Here is a 21400-nt window from a genome sequence, read left to right as displayed (position 1 = left end):
CCGGCCAACGGCAGGCGGCTCAAATCAGCACGGCACCCCAATGCGGGTAATCCTTGACGGGCCGCGCGAGATGGACCCAGGCCGCCGCTTCCGTGACGGTGTTCCACATCAGCCAGGCCGGATCGTCAGGGCCGCTGACCGGCGCCCAAATCTCGTCGTCGATGAGGCGCGTGATGGTGAAGCCGGCGCCGTCCTCGAGCTCCTGCACGTCGATCTGGCCGGTAGACAGGTGGGGACCAAAGCCGTAGCGGCTGGGCCGAGAAGAAAACTTGATGCTCATGGGCGGGCTCCTTCTGGTGCGTCAATGCCGTGTCATGGCTTGCCGGTCGGGCGCTGCAGACCCGTTCAGGCCAGGGCGGATTCTTCAGCGACCGCTGCGTCCGCCGAGGCTTGAGCCTTGCGGGTGCCCTTGGCCATGTACATGCGCTTGTCCGCGGCGTGCAGCAAGGCGTCTATGTCCTGGCCATCCTCGTGCAGCATGGCGACGCCGACGGAGGCGCCGACGCACACTTCCACGTTCGGGGCAAGCTGGATGGGCCGACACAGGCGTGCGCAAGTGCGCTGTGCGATGGCCGCAGCCTCCTGGCGGGAGGCCACGCAGGGCAGCACGGCGATGAACTCGTCGCCGCCGACGCGCGCCACGGCGTCGCCACTGCGGAATTGCTGCTGCAGCCGCTGCGTGATGGCCTTGAGCACCTGGTCGCCTGCGTCGTGGCTGTAGTGGTCGTTCACCAGCTTGAAGTCGTCGAGGTCAAAGGCAAGCACCGCGATACCGGCTTCTCCAGGGCCCTTCGTGGCCATCTTCGCCAACCACTTGTGCAAACCGCGCCGGTTGAGCAGGCCGGTCAGCGGGTCCAGCAGGGCCGCGTCCTGCAGCTGGTCGACTTCCTGCTGGCCCAGGCGGATGAGCTGCCCCGAGTACCGCATCGTCCAGAACATGATGGCGACGAAGGCGCCGCCGACGGTCAGGAGCAGGGCCTCGCTCAGGCTCCTGCGCTCTTCCTCGACGGTGCGCCGGGCGGCCAGGAGATCCCGCTCGGTCGTTTCAATCTGGTCCAGCACGGTCCTGAGCCCGGCCGTGATGTCCAGTCTTGTCTGCGCGATGGTCATCTCCCGCAGCGTTTCCGGCCCTTGCTGCTGGGCGATGTCGGCGGACGCAAGGTAGATGCTCATGACCTCGTCCAGCTCCTTCATCACCAGCTGGACCCGCGGGCCTTGCAGGGCGTCGGCAGTCGTCAGCGCCTGCAGCCGGGCAGCCGCTTCCGTTGCGCTTGCCGCGGACTTCCTGACGCGCGGCAGCATGTCCTTGGAGGCATACATGCCATAGCTGCGCAGCCACACCCCGGCGCGCAGCGAATTGGTGCGCACTTGCTCGATCTCATTGAGCACCTCGTGCGAGTGATCCACCGCCTGGCCAGCGGCCTTGTATTGCAGGAGGACGGCGTACAGCGCCGCGCCCAAGCCAATGACCAACAGCAAGGCCGCGAGCTGTGTGAGCCGCAGGATGCGGGCGATTTTGTACAGCATGTGCATATGGGCCATCGACGGCAAACAAGCGCAGCAGGCCCCAGATCGTTTGTTTTCAAAGGCGATGTACAACGCTTTGAGCCGCAAAGCATGGCGAAAACGATGCGCCGCCTTCGGCGCCCTGCAACTGCCGACCTCAAGCGTGAATTACGTCATGGACGCGCAGGCCCTGCGTCCGGCCACGGCCATGTGAACCGAGATATTGCGCAGCGCTTTTTTCCTGCGGTCACGCCGTTCGGGCCGCCTGTGTCCGCACGCTGTGCGCCAGCGCTTCGCGCCGTGAAGGGCGCGCGGCCGCGGGCCTTCGGGAAGCAAGGGCAGGTCTTCCGGGAGATGCCGTGGGCGAACCTGCTGCCTCCCCACGAGGAGACGCTCATGAAACTGCTTTTGGGCACCTTGCTGGCCGTCGCGTCCATTCCCGCCATGGCCGAGGCCTCGGCCACCGCCAGCCTCACCGAGCTGCGCTACGAGCTGGTGGACCTGGACCCCAACGACGGCATCACGCCCACCGTGAAGTTCACCGGCCAGTCCCTGGTCCGCGTCAAAAGCGGGGGTTACTGCACCGGTTGCAAGGACTTTGGCAGCTTCACGGAGCCGGCCAGCGTCAGCTTCCCCAACGGCTCGGCCGCGGCGTCGCAGGCGGGACTGTCCGCCTTCAGCCAGTCCGGCAGCTTCGGCTTCACGGCGGAAAGCCTCCCGTACCTGGGTTCGGACCGCTACCAGCTCAAATCCATAGCCATCTACCAGGGTGCGCTCGGCATGCCGCTGTTCCAGTTGTCCGCGCACACCGGGCTGCGCATCACCGGGCAGTACACGCTGGATGCCGAAGTCGACCCCTACCGCAACCCCTCGCCCCTGCTGCGCGGCCTGGAATACGGCACCGCCAGCGTGTTCTTCTCCTCCCGCTTCATCGACGGGGACGACGCCTTGCGCTCCATCACGGCGAAGTCCGACTGGCACTCCCCCGCGGACAGCGCGCACGAGAGCGGGGAAATCTCGGTGCTGATGCGCAACGACCTGAGCCACCAGGCGACGCTGTGGGGCAAGTGGGGCGTGATCGCCTCGTCCGCCGTGCCGGGCGTCCCCGAGCCCTCGACCTATGCGCTGATGCTGGCCGGCCTGGCCCTGGTCGGCGTCACGGCACGGCGGCGGCAGGAGCGGCGCGAACGCTGACGCGGCAGGCCCAGCGGCGCGGTGCGCCAAATGTCAAGTTGAGCCGCTGGTTTTGCGCCGGATGCACTGATGTAGCGGGTTCGTGCCTTGCTGCGACCATGTCTTGCCAGTCGCTGGCGCTGCTGCGCTCTTCAGCGCAGTCCCGGCCACCAGAAGTACGGGCCGGGCCACGGAAGTTCGTTCCATCAGTTCAGGAGACCGCAAATGAAAGCCACAACTGCAATCCTGAGAGCGCTCCTGGCGGCCGCCCCGGCAGCCCTGTATGCGGGCGCGGTGCTTGCGCACGTGGGCAACCTCGACGGCCGGATGACGGGCGGGGGCTCCTTCTTCTGCAACGGCGTGCGCATCACGCACGGCTTTACCTTGCATTGCAAGGAAGGAGAGAGGCCCAACCGGCTGGAGATCAACTTCAGCGGCGGCAACCACTTCCACCTCACGGAGCTCACCGACGTCAATTGCCTGGACAACCCGGCGCTGGACCCCGGCCAGCCGGTGGTGAGATTCGACACCTTGGTGGGCAGCGGCGTGGGCACCTACAACCAGGAGCCGGCCACCATCGAGCTGGCCTTCACCGACGCGGGCGAGCCCGGCGGCACGGTGGGTTCATTCCCTCATGACGTGGCGGCCTTCTCCATCACGCTGGTCGGAGAAACCAAGCCCGTCATTGCCTGCGGCAAGACCCAGACGGATCCGCCCAGCGGGCCGCCGCTGCGTCAGGGCAACCACCAAGCGCATCCTGCGATCAACAAGCCTTGACGGAACTGGCCGGGCCCAAGGGGAGCCGTACCCACGGCTTGGGTCTGGCAGCACGCCGACTGTCACCGGAGTGTGAACTCCCGGGATGGACCGCTGCAGGGGTGGACATGGTCTGACGATAGTCAAACCACCACCCCAAGAAAGCAGGCTGGCCGCTTCCATCAGCACGACGTACGCCACTTGAGGTTCCAGGGGGTTGCTGCCCACGGCAGCGGCGGCCATCGCCCATGCCGGCAACGGTGAAGCCTTGGCTTGCCGACGTGGGCCGCTCCCTGGAGGCCCTTGCCGAACGACCATGCGGCTGGACTGTCGTCACACGGGGCCACCGGTGACGCAGCGGGCAGGCACGAAAACAATGCCGTCACTCGAATTTCTCCAGCCCGCCTACGACCTTCGCGGCGTCGCCTTGTCGGTGCTCGTCGCCATCCTCGCCTCCTACGTCTCGCTGGACCTGGCCAAGCGCGTGCAAAAGCGCGATCTCTACCTGCGGCTGTTCTGGACGACGGGAGGCGGCATCGTGATGGGCACGGGCGTGTGGGCCATGCACTTCGTCGGCATGCTCGCCCTGCAGATGCCCATGGAAGTCGGCTACGACCACTTCATGACCTTGTTGTCGTGGGCCTGCGCCGTCTCCACCTCTGCGCTGGCGCTGTTCATTTCTTCGCGGCCCCGCCTGGGCTGGCGCCTGCTGGTCTCGGGCGGCTTCGTCATGGGCGTGGGCATTTGCGCCATGCACTACATCGGGATGGCGGCGCTGGTGCTGGCGCCCGGCATCGTGTGGAACGGCACGCTGGTGGTGTGCTCGGCGCTGGTCGCGTTCGCCGCGTCCGCCGTTGCCTTGTCGATATTCTTTCGCGTGCGCGTGCTCAACGGCCGCCAGGCCCAAGGGGCCCAGATCGGCGCCGCCCTGGTGATGGGCCTGGCGATCAGCGGCATGCACTACCTCGGCGAAGCGGCGGCCAACTATCCGCTGAACGCGGTCTGCCTGAGCGCGCAAGCGCTGCATGGCGAGGGCCTGCATACCGTCATCATCCTCGCCTGCCTGGTGCTGATGCTGTTGACGCTCTTGGCCTCGCGGGTCGATGACCGCATGGGCAAGCAGGCCGCCAAGGTCAGCGCCGCGCTTGAAATGACCAGCGCCAGCCTCGACGGCGCCCATGCCGAGCTGGAGCGCCTGGCCATGACGGACCCGCTCACGGGGGTCTCCAACCGCACCCTGTTCCAGGAACGGCTTGAAAACGCCCTGGCGCGGCTGGAGCAGGGAACCGTCGCCAAGATGGGCGTGCTGTTCATCGACCTGGACGGCTTCAAGCCGGTGAACGACAGCTATGGACACGCCGTCGGCGACGCGCTGCTGCAGCAGATTGCCCTGCGCTTGAAGTCCGTCATCCGGGACGTGGACGCCCTGGCCCGCATAGGCGGCGACGAGTTCGTGCTGCTGGTGGACGACGTGGCCGCAGAGGAAGACGTGAGGCTGGTGGCACAGCGCATTCTCGATGTGATGTCCACCGCCTTCGAGATCGGCGCGCGAAGCGTGTCGCTGTCGTGTTCTATCGGCGCGGTGGTCTACCCCGATCAAGGCGAACGGGACCGGATCGTGGCGGATGCGGACGCGGCGATGTACGTGGCGAAGAACGGCGGCGGCAACGGCTACGCCTTCTTCAGGCCGCACATGCACGAAGACGTCTCCGAGCTGGTCGAGCTGCGGCAGGCCTTGCGGGAGGCCGTGGAGACCCACCAGTTGCAGCTCCACTACCAGCCCAAGATCAGTGGACGCACGGGCCAGGTCAACGGCGTCGAGGCGCTGCTGCGCTGGATCCATCCTGTGCGCGGCCCCATCAGCCCGGCCGTGTTCATTCCGATTGCCGAACGGTTCGGCCTGATCAACGCGATAGGCGCATGGGTCATTGACGAGGCCTGCCGCCAGATGGGCGCTTGGCAGGCCCAGGGCAGCAAGGTCCGGGTGGCGGTCAACCTGTCCAGCCATCAGCTTCGCAATGCCTGCATCGTCGAGCAGGTTCGTGACGCCCTGCAGCGGCACGAGGTGCAGCCGGGCCAACTGGTGTGCGAGATCACCGAATCCGTGGCCATGGAACGCAGCCAGGCTGCAAAAGGCATCATCGAAGGCCTCTCCGGCATCGGCGTGGTGGTGTCCATAGACGACTTCGGCACGGGATATTCCAGCCTGTCGTCGCTGCGCCAGATGCGCGTGAGCGAGCTCAAGATCGACCGGGAATTCGTCATGGACGTGCACACGAGCAAGGACGCCCGTGCCATCGTCGACGCCATCGTCCGGCTTGCTCACGCGCTGGACTTGCGCGTCGTGGCCGAAGGGGTGGAAACCGCAGCGCAGCGGGATGCCCTGATCGAGCTCGGTTGCGACGAGTTGCAGGGCTTCTTTTTCGCACGCCCCATGCCGCCTCAAGACCTCATGAAGCAGGGCTCGCCTTTGATGGGCGCCGCGTGCTCAGGCTCCGCCGAACAAGCGCTTTTCGCGTAGCCACCCCATCGGCCTTCCGGCGCGACCGGCGAGTACCGGCACGCCGGGCACGACCCGGCCGCCCACGGCCGGCCACGCTCACACCGCCACGCCCTGGCGCGCGAGGGCCATGGCTTCGCGCAACACGGCGATGTCGCCGACGTGGTTGCTCAGCAGCAGGATCAGCTTGGCGTTGACGAGCGCGCTTTGCTCGTCGCTGAGGTCACGATGCATGTCGATGAGCAACTGGTAGAAGTCGTCGCCCGCCGAAAAATCGCGGTAGTAGCGCTTGCCGGCTTCCGAGAAGTTGGGTTGCAGTTGAAGGCTCATGAAAATCTCCTTGGCAGTCAGGCGTTGCAGGTTGCACGGGCAACGGCTGCGCGCACATGTGCGGCATCCAGGCGGCGCCAGCGGGCGCACACATGCTGGTCGGGCCTCAGCAGGAAGGCGCTGCCGTCGCGGGCGTCGTAGCGGGCGGCCACCAGCCCCTTGACGTCCTGCAGCACGCGCACGCCCGGCAGCGTGGCGGCCTTGGGCGACACGATGAGGGGTTCCACGGGAATGGGCGCGTCCAGCAGCGCGCCCAGCAGGCTCTTGTCCACGGTGGCGGGGTCGTCCGCATACACCATCAACTGGAAGCGGTTGCCGATCTGGTCGATCAGCCAGGCCTGCCGGCCGTCGGCCACGACGGGTGCGTCCTCCATGGGCGCGCCGGGCTCCATGTCGCCGGCGAACACGTCAACGTCCGGCGTGTTGAGCGAGGAGCGGCTGTAGAACGCGGGCACGGACAGGCGCCCGGAGTTCACCAGCTTGCGGGCAAAGGCATGCTGCTGCGCGAGCTGCAGCACCGCGTTGCGGAAAGCCTTGCTGGTGTTGCTCTTGGGCGTGATGAAGTCGGTGGAGCGCGTCGAGTTCATGATGTTCTCGTCGGCGGCATGCACGCGCTCTTCGGAGTAGGTGTCCAGCAGGCGTTGCGGCGCCAGGCCGTCCAGCACCAACTTGAGCTTCCACACCAGGTTGTCCGTGTCCTGGATGCCGGAGTTGGCGCCGCGTGCGCCGAAGGGCGACACCTGGTGCGCAGCATCGCCGGCAAAGAGCACGCGGCCGTGGTTGAAGCGGCCCATGCGGCGGCACTGGAAGGTGTAGACGCTGACCCATTCCAGATCGAACTCGCGCTCGTCGCCCAACATGGCCTGGATGCGCGGGATCACCTTCTCCGGCTTCTTTTCCTCCTCCGGGTCCACGTCCCAGCCGAGCTGGAAATCGATGCGCCAGACGTCGTCGGCCTCGCGGTGCAGCAGCACGCTCTGGTTGCGGTGGAAGGGCGGGTCGAACCAGAACCAGCGCTCGGCCGGGAACTGCGCCTTCATGATCACGTCGGCGATCAGGAAGCGGTCCATGAAGATCTTGCCGTCGATGTCCAGGCCCAGCAGGTTGCGCACAGGGCTGCGCGCGCCGTCGCACACGATGAGCCAGTCCGTCTCCAGCGCGTACACGCCGTCCGGCGTCTCGACCTGCAGCGTGACCTTGTCGCCCTCCGGCGCGACGGAGACGACCTTGTTCTTCCAGCGGATCTCGACGCCCATCTCCTTGCAGCGCTCCACCTGGAACTGCTCCAGGTAGTACTGCTGCAGGTTCACCATGCCCGGGCGCTTGTGGTCGGCCGCGGGCAGCAGGTCGAAGTTGAACACCTCGCCTTCGCCGAAGAAGGTGCGGCCCACGTTCCAGCCCACGCCCTTGTCCACCACGGGTTCGCCCACGCCCACGCGGTCCAGGATCTCCAGGGCGCGCTTGGCGTAGCACAGGCCGCGGGAGCCGACGGAAACGGTGTTGTCGTCGTCGAGCACGACCACGGGTATGCCGTGCAGCCGGCAGTCCAGCGCCGCCGTCAGGCCCACCGGCCCGGCGCCGACGATGACGACCGGATAGCGCCGCGGCCCGTCGCCGCAAAGCTCAGGCGGCTTGCGGTACTCGAACTTGGGATAGGTGTAGCTCTTGAGCATGGCGTGTCTCCAAGGTTTTTGGACAAAATCATTTGTTAATAACTAACTTGCTTGCAGTTTATGGCTCGAGTTTGTTAATTGCAAATTCATTAACCTAGGGGAAACGCGCATTCGGGATGGGTGTGCCCACGGCGTGCGCCATGGCCCAAGACGTGAACAGGCAAAAAAAAGCGCCGGCATGCGGCGCAGTGGATGAAGGAACGGAGGATGGCGGTCGGCTTTGGGCGCCGGCCCGGGTCCGTCAGATTTTCGCGCCCAACTGGCGGGACAGCCCGCGCGCGCAATCGCGGATGGCGCCAGCCAAGGCGCCATCCCAGGCCGTGTCGAAAGTGGCGCTTGGGCCTATGCCGGTGATGGACAGCAGCAGCTGTCCCTGCCCATCGAACACCGGCGCCGCCAGCGCGCTCACGCCCTGGATGGCCTGGTCCACCACGCGGGCCATGCCCTGCACGCGTATCTCGGCCAGCTTGGCCTGGAAAGCCTGGTCATCCAGCCTCAGGGCGCCTTCGGCCGCCGAGGCCGCCTCCAAGGCCAGGACGGATTGCACCTCGTTGCCGGACCGATACGCGGCAAACAACCAGCCGGACGCCGTGCCGCGCAGGCTCATCACGGTGCCGTGGCGCATGGCCACGTGCACCGGGCTGGGCGCTTCGGCCACGCGCACGATGGTTGGGCCACGGTTGCCCCACACGGCAATGGCCATGGTGTGCCCCGTGGACGCGGCCAGGTCTTCGATCAGCGGCGTGGCCATGCGCACCGGGTCGAACTGCTGCAGGCTGATCAGGCCCAGCTGCATGGCCAGCGGACCCAGCCCGTAGCGGCCGCTGCCCGCCTCCTGCTCGATCAAGCCCAACTTGCAGAAGCTCACCAGGTAAGGATGGGCCTTGGCCGGTGCCATTCCCGCCTCGCGGGCCAAGTCTTTCAAGGCCATGGGCCGGCCCTGGTGGGCCAGCGCCAGCAACAACTGGCCGCCCACCTCGATGCTCTGTATGCCCCGGGAGCTTTTCTCGGCCGGCATGGCAGCCTCTTCAAAGGGTGGAATGGCTTCTTGCATAAATCACCTAAGGGTTTTCACTTGTCTAATTGATTAGACATTAGCGAAGGCTCTGACTAAGATCAAGTCCAACGTTAAACAATGCTGAATCAGTTCAGCGAAATTGATCATGAGCAAAGCGTTCGCCTCTCAAGCCGACCTGGAAGAAAAGAAGGTCAGCTTCACGCAGATTTCGGAGCATGCCTGGGCCTACACGGCCGAAGGCGACCCCAACACCGGCATCATCATCGGCGACGACGCCGTGCTGGTGGCCGACACCCAGGCCACGCCGGCCATGGCGGCGGACGTGATCCGCCGCATCCGCGAGGTGACGGACAAGCCCATCAAGTACGTCGTCCTCACGCACTACCACGCCGTGCGCGTGCTGGGCGCCTCGGCCTACGAGCCGCAGCAGATCCTGGCCAGCCAGGACACCTACGACCTGATCGTCGAGCGCGGCGAGCAGGACAAGGCCAGCGAGATCGGCCGCTTCCCGCGCCTGTTCCGCAACGTCGAGACGGTGCCCGCGGGCCTGACCTGGCCCACCATGACCTTCACGGGGAAGATGACGCTGTGGCTGGGCAAGCTCGAAGTGCAGTTGCTGCAGCTCGGCCGCGGCCACACCAAGGGCGACACGGTGGTGTGGCTGCCGCAGGAGCGCACGCTTCTGTCCGGCGACCTGGTGGAGTTCGACGCCACGCCGTATGCGGGCGACGCCTACTTCAAGGACTGGCCGCAGACGCTGGACAACATCGGCAAGCTCAACCCGCTGGCGCTGGTCCCGGGCCGCGGCGCGGCGCTGGTGGGCCAGGAGCAGGTGCAAGCCGGCCTGGCGGGCACGCGCGCCTTCGTCTCCGACCTGTATGCCGCCGTGCAGGCGGGTGCGGCCGCTGGCAAGGACCTCAAGAGCACCTACAAGGACGCCTACGCGCAGCTCGCGCCCAAGTACGGCCAGTGGGTGATCTTCGACCACTGCATGCCGTTCGACGTGACCCGCGCCTACGACGAGGCCACGCAGTACGCCGACCCGCGCGTGTGGACCGCGCAGCGCGACATCGACATGTGGAAAGCGCTCGAGTCCTGATCGCCCACGCCTGAGCCGCGGCGCCCTGGCGGCGCCGCGGCCCTCACCGCCTTTGAACGCCATGCGTTGACCCGCAGGCCCCGTCACGCCCCTACGCCTTGCCATGCGCGATCCGCTCTACACCGCCTCCGGCATCGACATCCAGGCCACCGAGTTCGAATACCGGCGCAGCCCCGACCAGGACGCCGCCACGCCCGTGCGCCACCCGGTGGTGGTGGTCGGCGCCGGCCCCGTCGGCCTGAGCCTGGCCATCGACCTGGCGCAGCGCGGCCAGCGCGTGCTGCTGCTGGACAACGACCACAAGCTCTCCACCGGCTCGCGCGCCATCTGCTTTGCCAAGCGCACGCTGGAAATCTGGGACCGCCTGGGCGTGGGCCAGCCCATGGTGGACAAGGGCGTGAGCTGGAACGTGGGCAAGGTCTTCTTCAAGGCGCAGCAGGTCTTCCAGTTCGACTTGCTGCCCGAGGCCGGCCACGAGCGCCCGGCCTTCGTCAACCTGCAGCAGTACTACGCCGAGGCCTACCTGGCCGCGCGCGCCGGCGAGCTGCCCAACATCGAGATCCGCTGGCGCCATGCCGTGGCCGGCCTGGAGCAGGGCGGCGACGGCGCCCGCCTGGCCGTAGACACGCCGGATGGGCGCTACGAGATCGTGGCCGACTACGTGGCCGCCTGCGACGGCTCGCGCTCACCGCTGCGCGGCCTGCTGGGCCTGGAAAGCAAGGGCCGCGTCTTCAAGGACCGCTTCCTCATCGCCGACGTGAAGATGAAGGCCGACTTCCCGGCCGAGCGCTGGTTCTGGTTCGACCCGCCCTTCCACCCCAACCAGAGCGTGCTGCTGCACAGGCAGCCTGACGGCGTGTGGCGCATCGATTTCCAACTGGGCTGGGATGCGGACCCGGAAGTCGAGAAGCGGCCGGAGAACATCATCCCGCGCGTGGAAGCATTGCTCCGCGCAGCGGCCGCCAGCAAGGGCGACGGCTTGCCGTTGCCCGCTCATCTGTTCACCCTGGAGTGGGCCAGCGTCTACACCTTCGCCTGCCTGCGCATGGACAGCTTCCGCCATGGGCGCGTGCTGTTCGCCGGCGACTCGGCGCATGGCGTCTCGCCCTTCGGCGCGCGCGGCGCCAACTCCGGCGTGCAGGACGCCGAGAACCTGGCCTGGAAGCTGGACCGCGTGCTGCGCGGCACCTCGCCGGAGGCGCTGCTGGACAGCTATGCCCGTGAGCGCGAATACGCCGCCGACGAGAACATCCTCAACTCCACCCGCGCCACCGACTTCATCACGCCCAAGAGCGAGATCAGCCGGCTGTTCCGCGACGCCACCCTGGCACTGGCGCGGGAGCACGGCTTCGCGCGCAAGCTCGTCAACAGCGGCCGCCTGTCGGTGCCCGCCACGCTGGACGGCTCCACGCTCAACACGGCCGACGGCGACGCCTTCGGCGCCCTGATGCGCCCCGGCGCCGCGGCGGCCGACGCGCCGCTGCGCATCGCCGGCCGCGACACCTGGCTGCTGCGCGAGCTGGGCCCGGAGTTCACCTTGCTGTGCTGGGGAATGGCCCCGGCCTGGGCCGCCGAGCTGGGCGCCAAGGTGCTGGTGCTGGACGCGCACAGCGACGCCGAAGGCCACGCGGCGCGGCGCTACGACCTGCAGCCCGGCAGCGCCTACCTCATCCGCCCCGACCAGCACGTGTGCGCGCGCTGGCGCCATCCCTCCCTGCCCGCCGTGAAGGCCGCCATGGCGCGCGCCTGCGCGCTGGCCTGACCTGCCGCGAGAACCCCGCCATGCCGCTGATCACCGAACCCAACCTGGATGCGCCCGACGACTTCTACGAGGCGCTCATCGACAGCCACCGCGACCTGACACCGCAGGCCAGCCACGCGCTCAACGCCCGCCTGGTGCTGCTGCTGTCCAACCACATCGGACGCCTGGACGTCCTGAAGACGGCCCTGGCCCTGGCGCGTGCCAGCGGCGAAACGGCCTGAGCCCCCACGCACGCGAAAACCATCTACAACGACTGAAGGAGACTCCCATGACAACCCGACGCACTGCGCTGGCCCTGCTGGCCCAAGCCACCTTGGCGACGCTCCCGCTGCTGGCCGCAGCCCAGGACAAGCCGCTGGAGTGGGTGGTGGGCTACGCCGCCGGCGGCGGCTCGGACATCGTGGCGCGCACGGTGGCCGAACAGATGGGCAAGACCCTGGGCCGCACCATCGTCGTGAACAACAAGCCCGGTGCCGCGACCAACATTGCCGCCGACTACGCCGCCAAGTCCAAGGACTTCGGCAACATCATGTTCACGGCCGACTTCGCCACGCTGGCCGTCAACCCCTTCCTGTTCTCCAAGCTGTCCTACAGCGCGGAAAAGGACTTCAAGCCCGTGGGCATGCTCGCGCGCTTCCCGCTGCTGCTGGTGGTCGCGCCCAACGTGCCGGTGAAGAACTGGCAGGAGTTCGTGGCTTGGGCGCAGAAGCAGGGCGACGGCGTGACCTACGCATCGGCCGGCGCCGGCAGCCCGCACCACCTCGCCGGCGAGCTGCTGCGCGAGAAGAGCGGCCTGAAGCTCGTCCACGTGCCGTACCGGGGCGCGGCACCGGCCGTGCAGGACGTCATGGGCGGCCAGGTCAACATCGGCCTGATAGACACCGCCAGCGTCCAGCAGTACGTGACCAGCGGCAAGCTGCGCGCCATCGGCGTGGCCAGCCCGGCACGGCTCAAGACTTTGCCGGACGTGCCCACGCTCGCCGAGCAGGGCGTCAAGGACTTCGAGGCCTACGCCTGGCAGGGCCTGGTGGTGCCGGCAGGCACGGGCGACGACGTGGTGGCCAAGCTCAACAAGGCCCTCGTCGCCGCGCTGGAGTCCACGACCGTGAAGGCCCGCTTCCAGACCCTGGGGCTGGAGCCGCTGCCGGGCACGCCGGAGCAGATGGCAAGCTACGCCCGCACCGAGCGCAGCCGCTGGGGCGCGCTGATCCAGGCCAACAACATCAGGCTCGACTGAGCCCCACCGCAACCCGCGGCGGCGCACCGCCCGCGCAAGGCGCCGCCGCATGACTTGCTGAAAGAGTTTTTCCATGACCGCATTGACGTACCAGAGCGGCTTCGGCAACCAGTTCTCCACGCAGGCCGTGGCCGGTGCACTGCCGCAAGGCCGCAACAGCCCCCAGCAAGTGGCGCTGGGCCTCTACGCCGAGCTGGTATCGGGCTCCGCCTTCACGGCGCCCCGTGCCGAAAACCGCCGCAGCTGGCTCTACCGCCGCCAGCCCTCGGTGGTGACCGGGGCCTACGTCCCCTACGAGCAGCCCTACTTCAAGACGGGCGCCAAGGACGGCGTGGCCGCGCCGCCGGACCCGTTGCGCTGGCACCCGACGCCGGTACCGCAGGGCGAGCACCTGGACTTCGTGGACGGATTGCGCACGGTGGTCGTCAACGGCGACGTGGATGCACAAACCGGCATGGCCGCGCACCTGGTGCTCATCAACCGCAGCATGCAGCGGCGCGCCTTCGTCAACGCCGACGGCGAGATGCTGGTCGTGCCGCAGGAGGGCGCGCTGCGCTTCGTCACGGAGATGGGCGTGCTGGAAGCCCAGCCCGGCGAGGTGGTGCTGCTGCCGCGCGGCATCGCCTTCAAGGTGGAAGTGCAGGGCGCCTCGCGCGCCTACGTGTGCGAGAACTACGGTGCCCCCTTCAGGCTGCCGGAGCTGGGCCCCATAGGCTCCAACGGCCTGGCCAATCCGCGCGACTTCCTCGCGCCCGTCGCGGCGTATGAGGACAGCGCGGGCGGCTACGAAATCATCAAGAAGTACGGCGGCACGCTGTGGCGCAACAGCCAGGCCGGCACGCCCTTCAACGTCGTGGCCTGGCACGGCAACCTCACGCCGCTGAAGTACGACACGGCCAACTTCATGACGATAGGGTCCATCAGCTTCGACCACCCGGACCCGTCCATCTTCACCGTGCTGACCTCGCCCAGCGACACGCCGGGCACGGCCAACTGCGATTTCGTCATCTTCCCGCCGCGCTGGATGGTGGCCGAGGACACCTTCCGCCCGCCCTGGTACCACCGCAACCTCATGAGCGAGTTCATGGGGCTGGTGTACGGCCAGTACGACGCCAAGCCCGAAGGCTTCAAGCCCGGCGGCATGAGCCTGCACAACTGCATGGTGCCGCACGGCCCCGACGCCGAAGCCTTCGAGAAGGCCAGCAACGCGCCGCTGGCGCCGCACAAGCTGGACAACACGCTGGCCTTCATGTTCGAGAGCCGCTGGCGCTTCCATCCCACCGCCTTCGCGCTGCAGGACGCTGAAGTGGACCGTGCCTACGCCGATTGCTGGGCCAACCTGTCGGACCGCTTCACGCAGCCTTGAGAGCCCCTCCAGGAGTTCAAACGATGTCCCTCAACGAAACCCACGACCCGGCGCTGCGCAGCTGGGTCGCCTCGGCCCATGCGGCCGGCACCGATTTCCCGCTGCAGAACCTGCCGTTCGCCGTGTTCCGCCGCCAAGGCTCCAGCGAGCCCTGGCGCGGCGGCGTGGCCATCGGCGACCAGATCGTGGACCTGGCGGCCCTGGCCGCGGCCGGCGTGCTCAGCGGCGAGGCTGCCGCTGCCGCGCAGGCCGGCGCCCAGGACAAGCTCAACGCCCTGATGGCGCTTGGGCAGCCCGCCTGGAGCGCCTTGCGCCTGGCGCTGTCGCGCGCACTGCGCGAGGGCGCGGCCGAGCAGCCGCGGCTGCAGGGCTGCCTGGTGCCGCAGGCGCAAGCCGAGTACGACGTGCCCGCGCGCATCGGCGACTACACGGACTTCTATACCTCCGTGCACCACGCCACCAACATCGGCCGGCTGTTCCGCCCCGACAACCCGCTGCTGCCCAACTACAAGTGGGTGCCCATCGGCTACCACGGCCGCGCCTCCAGCATCGGCGTGTCGGGCCAGTCCTTCCGGCGCCCGCTGGGCCAGACCCTGCCGCCCGGGGCCACGCAGCCGTCGTTGGCCCCAAGCAAGCGGCTGGACATCGAGCTGGAGCTGGGCATCTTCGTCGGCCCGGGCAACGCGCAGGGCGAGCCGGTGCCCATGGAACAGGCCGAGGACCACGTTTTCGGCATCTGCCTGTTCAACGACTGGTCGGCCCGCGACATCCAGGCCTGGGAATACCAGCCGCTGGGCCCCTTCCTGTCCAAGAGCTTCGCCAGCACCCTCTCGCCGTGGGTGGTCACGCTGGAGGCGCTGGCCCCCTACCGCGTGCCCTTCGAGCGCCCCGAGGGCGATCCGCAGCCGCTGCCCTACCTGGACAGCGACGCGAACCGCCGCGAGGGCTCGCTGGACATCCAGCTGCAGGTGGACCTGCTCACGCCGCGCCTGCGCGAGGCCGGCAGCGCCGCCACGATCTGCCGCACCAGCTACCGCCACGCCTACTGGACGGTGGCGCAGATGGTGGCCCATCACACGGTCAATGGCTGCAACCTGCAGCCCGGCGACCTGTTCGGCAGCGGCACGCTCTCGGGGCCGACGCTGGACCAGGCCGGCGCGCTCATCGAGCTCACCGCCGGCGGCAAGCAGCCGCTGGCGCTGGCCAACGGCGAAACCCGCACCTTCCTGGAGGACGGCGACAGCGTCGTGATCCGCGGCTGGTGCGAAAAGCCCGGCGCCGCGCGCATCGGCTTCGGCGAATGCGTGGGCACCGTGCTGCCGGCCTTGGCCACCGGCGCCTGAGCCTTGGCGCAGCGGGTCCAGTCCCGGCCAGGAAGCGAACGTCAGGGACCCTGTATCGGCAAGGGTCGCGGCTCGCACCACATTGAAGCGAGGACTATGCTGCCGGCCACGTTCGCCCATGGCGACCTTGGCGCCGCCACCGGTAGACGCGAGCGGCATCGGAGGCTGACATGGCCATCGTGGTTGACGACTTTGCAGTGGATGAGTCGAGCGGCCTGGCACGCTTCACCGTGCGCCTCACCGAGCCCGCCACCTCGCCGGTACAGGTGTCCTGGGCCACGGCCGCCGCCACGGCCCACGCGGGCGTGGACTACACGGGCCGCTCCGGCGTGCTGGTCTTCGATCCCGGCCAGCTTTCGCTCACGGTGGACATCCCGCTGCTGGACGACGCCACGCGCGAGCCGCTGGAGCTGTTCAAGCTCAATCTCTTCGATGCGGTCAACGACACCCTAGGCCGGCACACCGCCTGGGCCACCATCGTCGACGACGACGCGCCGGCCCTGGGCCGGCCCAAGCTGCTGGTGGACGACGTGGTCGTGGACGACGCCGAGGGCCAGGCCATCTTCACGCTGCGCCTGGACCACCCCAGCAGCCAGTTCCTGGAGTTCAACGTCGCGTCCATCGACGGCGGGCGCACGCTGCATTTCGACCCCGGCGAAGTGGCGCAGACCTACACCGTGGGCGTGCCGCCGCGCACCGGGGCGTCGCAGGGGTCGACCTACTTCGACCTGTCCTTGGGCGACCCGGTGGACGTGGACATTCCCAACACGCGCGCCAAGCTCTACGTGGCGGGCGTGGCCGGCGTGAACGAGGGGGCGCAGCCCTGGGGCGGCGTCAGCGTGCTGGACGCGCAGGCCGGCGAGGCCGACGCCACGCTGAGCTTCGTGGTCAGCCTCAGCGCGCGCTCGGCGCTGACGTCCAGCGTGAGCTGGCGCATCGAGGGCGTGACCGCGAGCGCGGGCAGCGACTTCCTGGCGCAAAGCGGCACGCTGGTGTTCGCGCCCGGGCAGGTGGCGCAGGTGGTCCACGTGCCCCTGCTCAACGACGGCGCGGTGGAGGCCGACGAGCTGCTGCGCCTCGTGCTCTCCAACCCGGTGAACATGGCCATCGCCGACGGCCGCGGCGAGGTGCTGGGCACCATTCGCGACAACGACCGGCCCGCGGGCACGCCCGTCATCCACATCGACGACGCCATCGTGGACGGCTGGGAGCCCTTCGCCCGCTTCAACCTCTGGCTGGACAAGCCCAGCACCGAGTACGTCACGCTGCGCTACGCCACCGAGGACCGCAGCACCCGCGTGTTCACCGACTACGAGCGGATGCTGCCGCAGACGGTGGTGTTCGCGCCGGGCGAGACCAACAAGACGGTGCTGGTGGCGCTGAACCACGTGGACGACGGCGCGGCGCACGACAGCCGCTTCCTGGACCTGCTGCTGACCAACCCCGTGAACGCCACCCTGGGCGACACGCGGGCGCACCTGGTGCTGCCCTCGCACCACGACGGCAGCGCCGCCAGCCCCGGCGTGCAGGCCGCGGCACTGCACGCGCGCGAGACGGACACCACGCTGGACTTCGTGGTGACGCTGGATGCGCCGTCCGCGCGCAGCGTGAGCGTGGCCTACAGCACCGTGGACGGCACGGCCCGCGCCGGCAGCGACTACGTGGCGCAAAGCGGCCAGGTGGTGTTCGCGCCGGGGCAGACGCTGCAGGTGCTGCACGTGGCGCTGCTGGACGACGCGCGCGCCGAGAGCACCGAGACCTTCAGCCTGCGCCTGGCCAACCCCGTGGGCAGCGAGCCCGCGCCGGTGGTGGCCCGCATCCTGGACAACGAGACGCCGCCGGCCACGGAGGCCACCGTGGTCGGCACGTCCAACGCCGACAACGTGCTGGTGGGCAAGCTGGGCACCGAGACCCTCGTAGGCGGCAGCCACGACGACCTGCTCGACGGCGTGGGCGGCGTGACCATGCGCGGCCTCGCGGGTGACGACAGCTACATCGTCGAGGCCGCCGGCGACCGGGTGCAGGAAAACGCCGGCCAGGGCCACGACGTGGTCCACGCCTACGTGGACCACGTGCTCGCGCCCAACGTCGAGGAGCTGCACCTGTACGAAGGCGCGCGCCGCGGCACCGGCAACGCGCAGGACAACCTCATCGTCGGCGACGACCTGCGCAACGTGCTGGCGGGCCTGGACGGCAGGGACACGCTCGTGGGCGGCCTGGCCAACGACACGCTCACCGGCGGCGCGGGCAACGACTTGCTGGACGGCGGCCAGGGCAACGACTCGCTGCAGGGCGGCGACGGCAACGACGTGCTGCACGGCGGCTTCGACCTCAACGTGCTCGACGGCGGGGCGGGCAACGACCAGGTGTGGGCCGAGGGGCGGGACACGGTCACCGCCGGCGGCGGGGCCGACACCATCGTTTTCGGCATCGAAGCCGGTGGCGCCACGGTCACGGACTGGAACAGCGCCGACGACCGCATCGTCTTCACCCGCCCCATAGGCGACGGCGACGCCGTGGTGGACAACGCCCTGGTGCGCAACGCCCCGGGCGGCTTTTCCACCGCGGCCGAGCTGGTCATATTCACCCGCGACATTGCGGGCGCCATCACCGCGGAGAGCGCCGCGGCGGCCATTGGCGCGGCCACCTCGGCCTACGCGCATGGCGACTCGCGGCTGTTCGTGGTGGACAACGGCGAGCAGGCGACCCTGTTCCAGTTCTCCTCCAGCATGTTCCTGCCCGGCGGCTCCGACGCGGTCGTCTCCGCCAGCGAGCTGTTCCTGGTCGCGACGCTCGGCGACGACGTGAGCACGCTGGCCGACTACAGCTTCAGCGTCTGAGCGCGCACGACCGCACGGCTGCGGACGGACGCCCAACGCAACTTCTTGTAGCGAGGTTTCCATGTCAATCCTGGTGGACGACATCGCGGTGGACGAATCCGCCGGCGTGGCCCGTTTCACGGTGCGGCTGAGCGAGGCCAGCGACACGGCGGTGGCCGTGCACTGGGCCACCGCAGACGGCAGCGCGCGCAGCGGCGTGGACTACACGGCCCGCGCCGGCGTGCTGGGCTTCGACCCCGGGCAGCTCAGCCTCGTCGTCACCGTGCCGCTGCTGGACAACACCACGCGCGAAGGCACCGAGCTGTTCAAGCTCACCCTGTTCGATCCCTTGAATGACGATATCGGCCGTACCGCGGCCTGGGCCACCGTGGCCGATGACGACGCCCCCGCGGGCCGCCCAACGCTGCGCGTGGCCGACACCGTGGTGGACGACGCCGAGGGCAAGGCCCTCTTCACGCTCATGCTGGACCGGCCCAGCACCGGCACCGTGCGCGTCAACCTCGCCACCGCCGACGGCAGCGCCTTTGCCGGCAACGACTTCGTCGCGCTGGCGCCGCAGACGCTGTCCTTCGCCCCGGGCGAGGTGGTCAAGACCGTGGCGGTGGACGTGATGCCGCGCGCCTTTTCCAACACGCCCTCGGCCTGGTTCGACCTGCAGCTCTCGGCGCCCACGGGCCTCAACCTGCCGGACGCGAATGCACGCGCCTTCATCGTCGGCTCGGCCGACGTGCGCGTGTTTCCCGTGTCCGACCCCGTCATCAGCGTGCTGGACGCCCAGGCCGGCGAAAGCGACGCCACGCTGGACTTCGTGGTGAACTTGAGCGCCAAGCCCTTCCAGGACGTGAGCGTCAACTGGCGCGTCGACGGCCTGACCGCACGCGCGGGCAGCGACTTCGTGGCGCAAAGCGGCACGCTGGTGTTCAGAGCCGGCGAGCTGGCGCAGGTGCTGCACGTGCCGCTGCTGGAGGACCGTGCGCTGGAAAGCGACGAGCTGGTGCGCCTGAGCCTGTCCGCCCCCGTCAACGCGCAGTTGGGCGACGGCGCCGGCGACGTGCTGGGCACCATCCACGACAACGACCGCCCAAGCGGCACGCCCGTGATCCGCGTGGACGACGCCATCGTGGACAACTACGAGCACCTGGCACGCTTCAACGTCTGGCTGGACCGCCCAAGCACCGCGCCCGTCACCGTGCGCTACGCCACCGCCGACGCCAGCGCCAGCTCCAGCCGCGACCAAGGCGACTTCGCCGCGCAGGCGCTGCAGACGCTGGTGTTCGCGCCGGGCGAGACCAACAAGACCGTCTACGTGCCCATACACACGGTCAACCCCTTCGTGATCCATGCCGACAGCGAGTTCTTCGACCTGCAGCTCTCGGCCCCCACCGGCGCCACGCTGGGCGATGCGCGCGCCCACATGGTGATCCCGGCGCACTATTTCGGCTCCGGCAGCGGCGGCGGCGGCGTGGGAAACGCCGTGGCACTGCCCTCGCGTGAAGCCGACACCGTGCTGGACGTGCTGCTGCTGGCCCAGCCCAGCAACCGCCTGCAAAGCGTGAGCTACAGCACCCAGGACGGCAGCGCGCACGCCGGCAGCGACTACGTGGCGCAGTCCGGCACGGTGGTGTTCGCCCCGGGGCAGACGCTGCAGGTGCTGCACATCCCGCTGCTGGACGACGGCATCGCCGAGAACACGGAAACCTTCACCATCCGGCTCACCGGCGCCGGCGTCCCGGCCGTGACGGCCACCCTCCTGGACAACGAGCGCATCGCCACCGGCCCCGTGCGCGCCGTCGGCTCGCCCGGCGGGGACAACGTGCTCATAGGCCACGTCGGCACCGACGAGGTGGTCGGCGGCCTGGGCAACGACCTGCTCGACGGCGTGGCGGGCGTCACCCTGCGCGGCCTGGGGGGCAACGACGCCTACCTCGTCGAGGCCCGCGGCGACATGGTGGTGGAGCAGCCCGGCGACGGCCACGACGCGGTGTGGGCCTACCTCGACTACACGCTGCCGGCCAACGTGGAAGACCTCCACCTGCTCGGCCCCGCGCAGCGCGCCAGCGGCAACGCGCTGGACAACTGGATGTTCGGCAACGCCGCGGCCAACGTGATGTCAGGCCTGGACGGCCGCGACACCCTGCAGGGCGGCGACGGCGCCGACACGCTCAATGGCGGCAACGGCGACGACGAGCTGCGCGGCGAGGCCGGCAACGATGTGCTCAACGGCGGCGCGGGCAACGACCGGCTGCGCGGCAACGAGGGCGCCGACACGCTCGACGGCCAGGGCGGCGACGACCTGCTCGTGGGCGACGTGGACGGCGAGCGGCTCACCGGCGGCGCGGGCGCCGACGTGTTCGCCATCCCCTTCGTCAGCCCCTATTGGGACGGCGTGCTGCCCACCGTGGTCACGGACTTCAGCAGCCCCGACGACCGCTTCGTCCTGGGCATGTACTCGTCCATAGGCGACCGCGACCTGACCATGGACAACCCGCTGGTGCGCGGCGCGCCGGGCGGCTTTTCCACCGCGTCGGACCTGGTGATCTTCACGCGGGACATCGGCGGCGACATCACCGCCGCCAGCGCGGCGGCGCAGATCGGCTCGGCCACCTCGGCCTATGCCGCCAACGACCAACGGCTGTTCGTCGTGGACAACGGCGCGCAGACCGGCGTGTTCCTGTTCCTGTCCGACGGCGGCGACGGCCGCGTCAGCGCCGACGAGCTGACGCTGATCGTCCTGGCCGACGGCGGGCCCAGTGGCCTGTCCGACTACAGCTTCGGCCTCGTCTGAGCGTGCCCAGGA

General features: G+C 68.8%; 16 protein-coding genes. 11 read left to right on the top strand and 5 right to left on the bottom strand.

The window, feature by feature from the left end; all coding sequences use genetic code 11:
* Positions 1-19: 19 nt before the first annotated feature.
* Complete coding sequence (locus ALA01S_RS04130; protein ID WP_066332403.1) at positions 20-280, bottom strand: hypothetical protein; 261 nt, start codon at positions 278-280, stop codon at positions 20-22.
* A 65-nt stretch (positions 281-345) separates the two neighbouring features.
* Entirely contained in the window at positions 346-1599 is a 1254-nt protein-coding gene (locus tag ALA01S_RS04125) for a GGDEF domain-containing protein (protein WP_157118750.1), read from the bottom strand.
* Between the two features lie 303 nt (positions 1600-1902).
* Between ALA01S_RS04125 and ALA01S_RS04120 the strand changes: the two genes are divergently transcribed.
* From ALA01S_RS04120 to ALA01S_RS04110, 3 genes are all read left to right on the top strand, one after another.
* Complete coding sequence (locus ALA01S_RS04120; protein WP_066332400.1) at positions 1903-2700, top strand: PEPxxWA-CTERM sorting domain-containing protein; 798 nt, start codon at positions 1903-1905, stop codon at positions 2698-2700.
* 204 nt (positions 2701-2904) lie between these two features.
* A complete protein-coding gene (locus tag ALA01S_RS04115; protein ID WP_157118746.1) occupies positions 2905-3456 on the top strand; it encodes a hypothetical protein in 552 nt (183 codons plus the stop codon).
* Positions 3457-3811: 355 nt separating this feature from the next.
* Complete coding sequence (locus tag ALA01S_RS04110) at positions 3812-5956, top strand: putative bifunctional diguanylate cyclase/phosphodiesterase (protein WP_066332398.1); 2145 nt, start codon at positions 3812-3814, stop codon at positions 5954-5956.
* Positions 5957-6034: 78 nt separating this feature from the next.
* On the opposite strand, the gene ALA01S_RS04105 is transcribed toward ALA01S_RS04110, so the two are convergent.
* The 3 genes from ALA01S_RS04105 to ALA01S_RS04095 form a co-directional block, all read right to left on the bottom strand.
* Positions 6035-6265 (bottom strand): DUF2783 domain-containing protein, encoded by a 231-nt coding sequence (locus ALA01S_RS04105; protein ID WP_066332395.1) that lies wholly within the window; start codon positions 6263-6265, stop codon positions 6035-6037.
* A gap of 17 nt (positions 6266-6282) precedes the next feature.
* Entirely contained in the window at positions 6283-7938 is a 1656-nt protein-coding gene (locus ALA01S_RS04100) for an FAD-dependent oxidoreductase (RefSeq protein WP_066332393.1), read from the bottom strand.
* A 241-nt stretch (positions 7939-8179) separates the two neighbouring features.
* Positions 8180-8956 (bottom strand): IclR family transcriptional regulator, encoded by a 777-nt coding sequence (locus ALA01S_RS04095; protein ID WP_066332391.1) that lies wholly within the window; start codon positions 8954-8956, stop codon positions 8180-8182.
* Positions 8957-9101: 145 nt separating this feature from the next.
* Here ALA01S_RS04095 and ALA01S_RS04090 point away from each other — a divergent pair, with 145 nt between their 5' ends.
* The 8 genes from ALA01S_RS04090 to ALA01S_RS04055 all read left to right on the top strand — a co-directional run bounded on the left by ALA01S_RS04090 (position 9102) and on the right by ALA01S_RS04055 (position 21388).
* Positions 9102-10055, top strand: a complete 954-nt coding sequence (locus tag ALA01S_RS04090; protein WP_066332491.1) for an MBL fold metallo-hydrolase — start codon at positions 9102-9104, stop codon at positions 10053-10055.
* A 103-nt stretch (positions 10056-10158) separates the two neighbouring features.
* On the top strand, positions 10159-11817 hold the full coding sequence (locus ALA01S_RS04085) for an FAD-dependent oxidoreductase (protein WP_066332389.1): 1659 nt from the start codon (positions 10159-10161) through the stop codon (positions 11815-11817).
* A gap of 20 nt (positions 11818-11837) precedes the next feature.
* Positions 11838-12038, top strand: coding sequence for a DUF2783 domain-containing protein (locus ALA01S_RS04080; RefSeq protein ID WP_066332490.1), 201 nt, complete (start codon positions 11838-11840; stop codon positions 12036-12038).
* 47 nt (positions 12039-12085) lie between these two features.
* Positions 12086-13054, top strand: coding sequence for a Bug family tripartite tricarboxylate transporter substrate binding protein (locus ALA01S_RS04075; protein ID WP_066332388.1), 969 nt, complete (start codon positions 12086-12088; stop codon positions 13052-13054).
* A gap of 73 nt (positions 13055-13127) precedes the next feature.
* Positions 13128-14420, top strand: a complete 1293-nt coding sequence (gene hmgA / locus ALA01S_RS04070) for a homogentisate 1,2-dioxygenase (RefSeq protein WP_066332386.1) — start codon at positions 13128-13130, stop codon at positions 14418-14420.
* Between the two features lie 23 nt (positions 14421-14443).
* Positions 14444-15763, top strand: coding sequence for a fumarylacetoacetase (gene fahA / locus ALA01S_RS04065; protein ID WP_066332385.1), 1320 nt, complete (start codon positions 14444-14446; stop codon positions 15761-15763).
* Positions 15764-15933: 170 nt separating this feature from the next.
* A complete protein-coding gene (locus ALA01S_RS04060) occupies positions 15934-18603 on the top strand; it encodes a Calx-beta domain-containing protein (RefSeq protein WP_066332382.1) in 2670 nt (889 codons plus the stop codon).
* Positions 18604-18664: 61 nt separating this feature from the next.
* Positions 18665-21388, top strand: coding sequence for a Calx-beta domain-containing protein (locus tag ALA01S_RS04055; protein WP_066332380.1), 2724 nt, complete (start codon positions 18665-18667; stop codon positions 21386-21388).
* Positions 21389-21400: the final 12 nt, after the last annotated feature.

Source organism: Azohydromonas lata NBRC 102462 (assembly GCF_001571085.1).
In the GTDB taxonomy this organism is placed as follows: Bacteria; Pseudomonadota; Gammaproteobacteria; order Burkholderiales; family Burkholderiaceae_C; genus Azohydromonas; species Azohydromonas lata.
The sequence above is the reverse complement of the archived record's forward strand: the minus strand, read 5'-3'. Positions and strand labels throughout refer to the sequence as shown.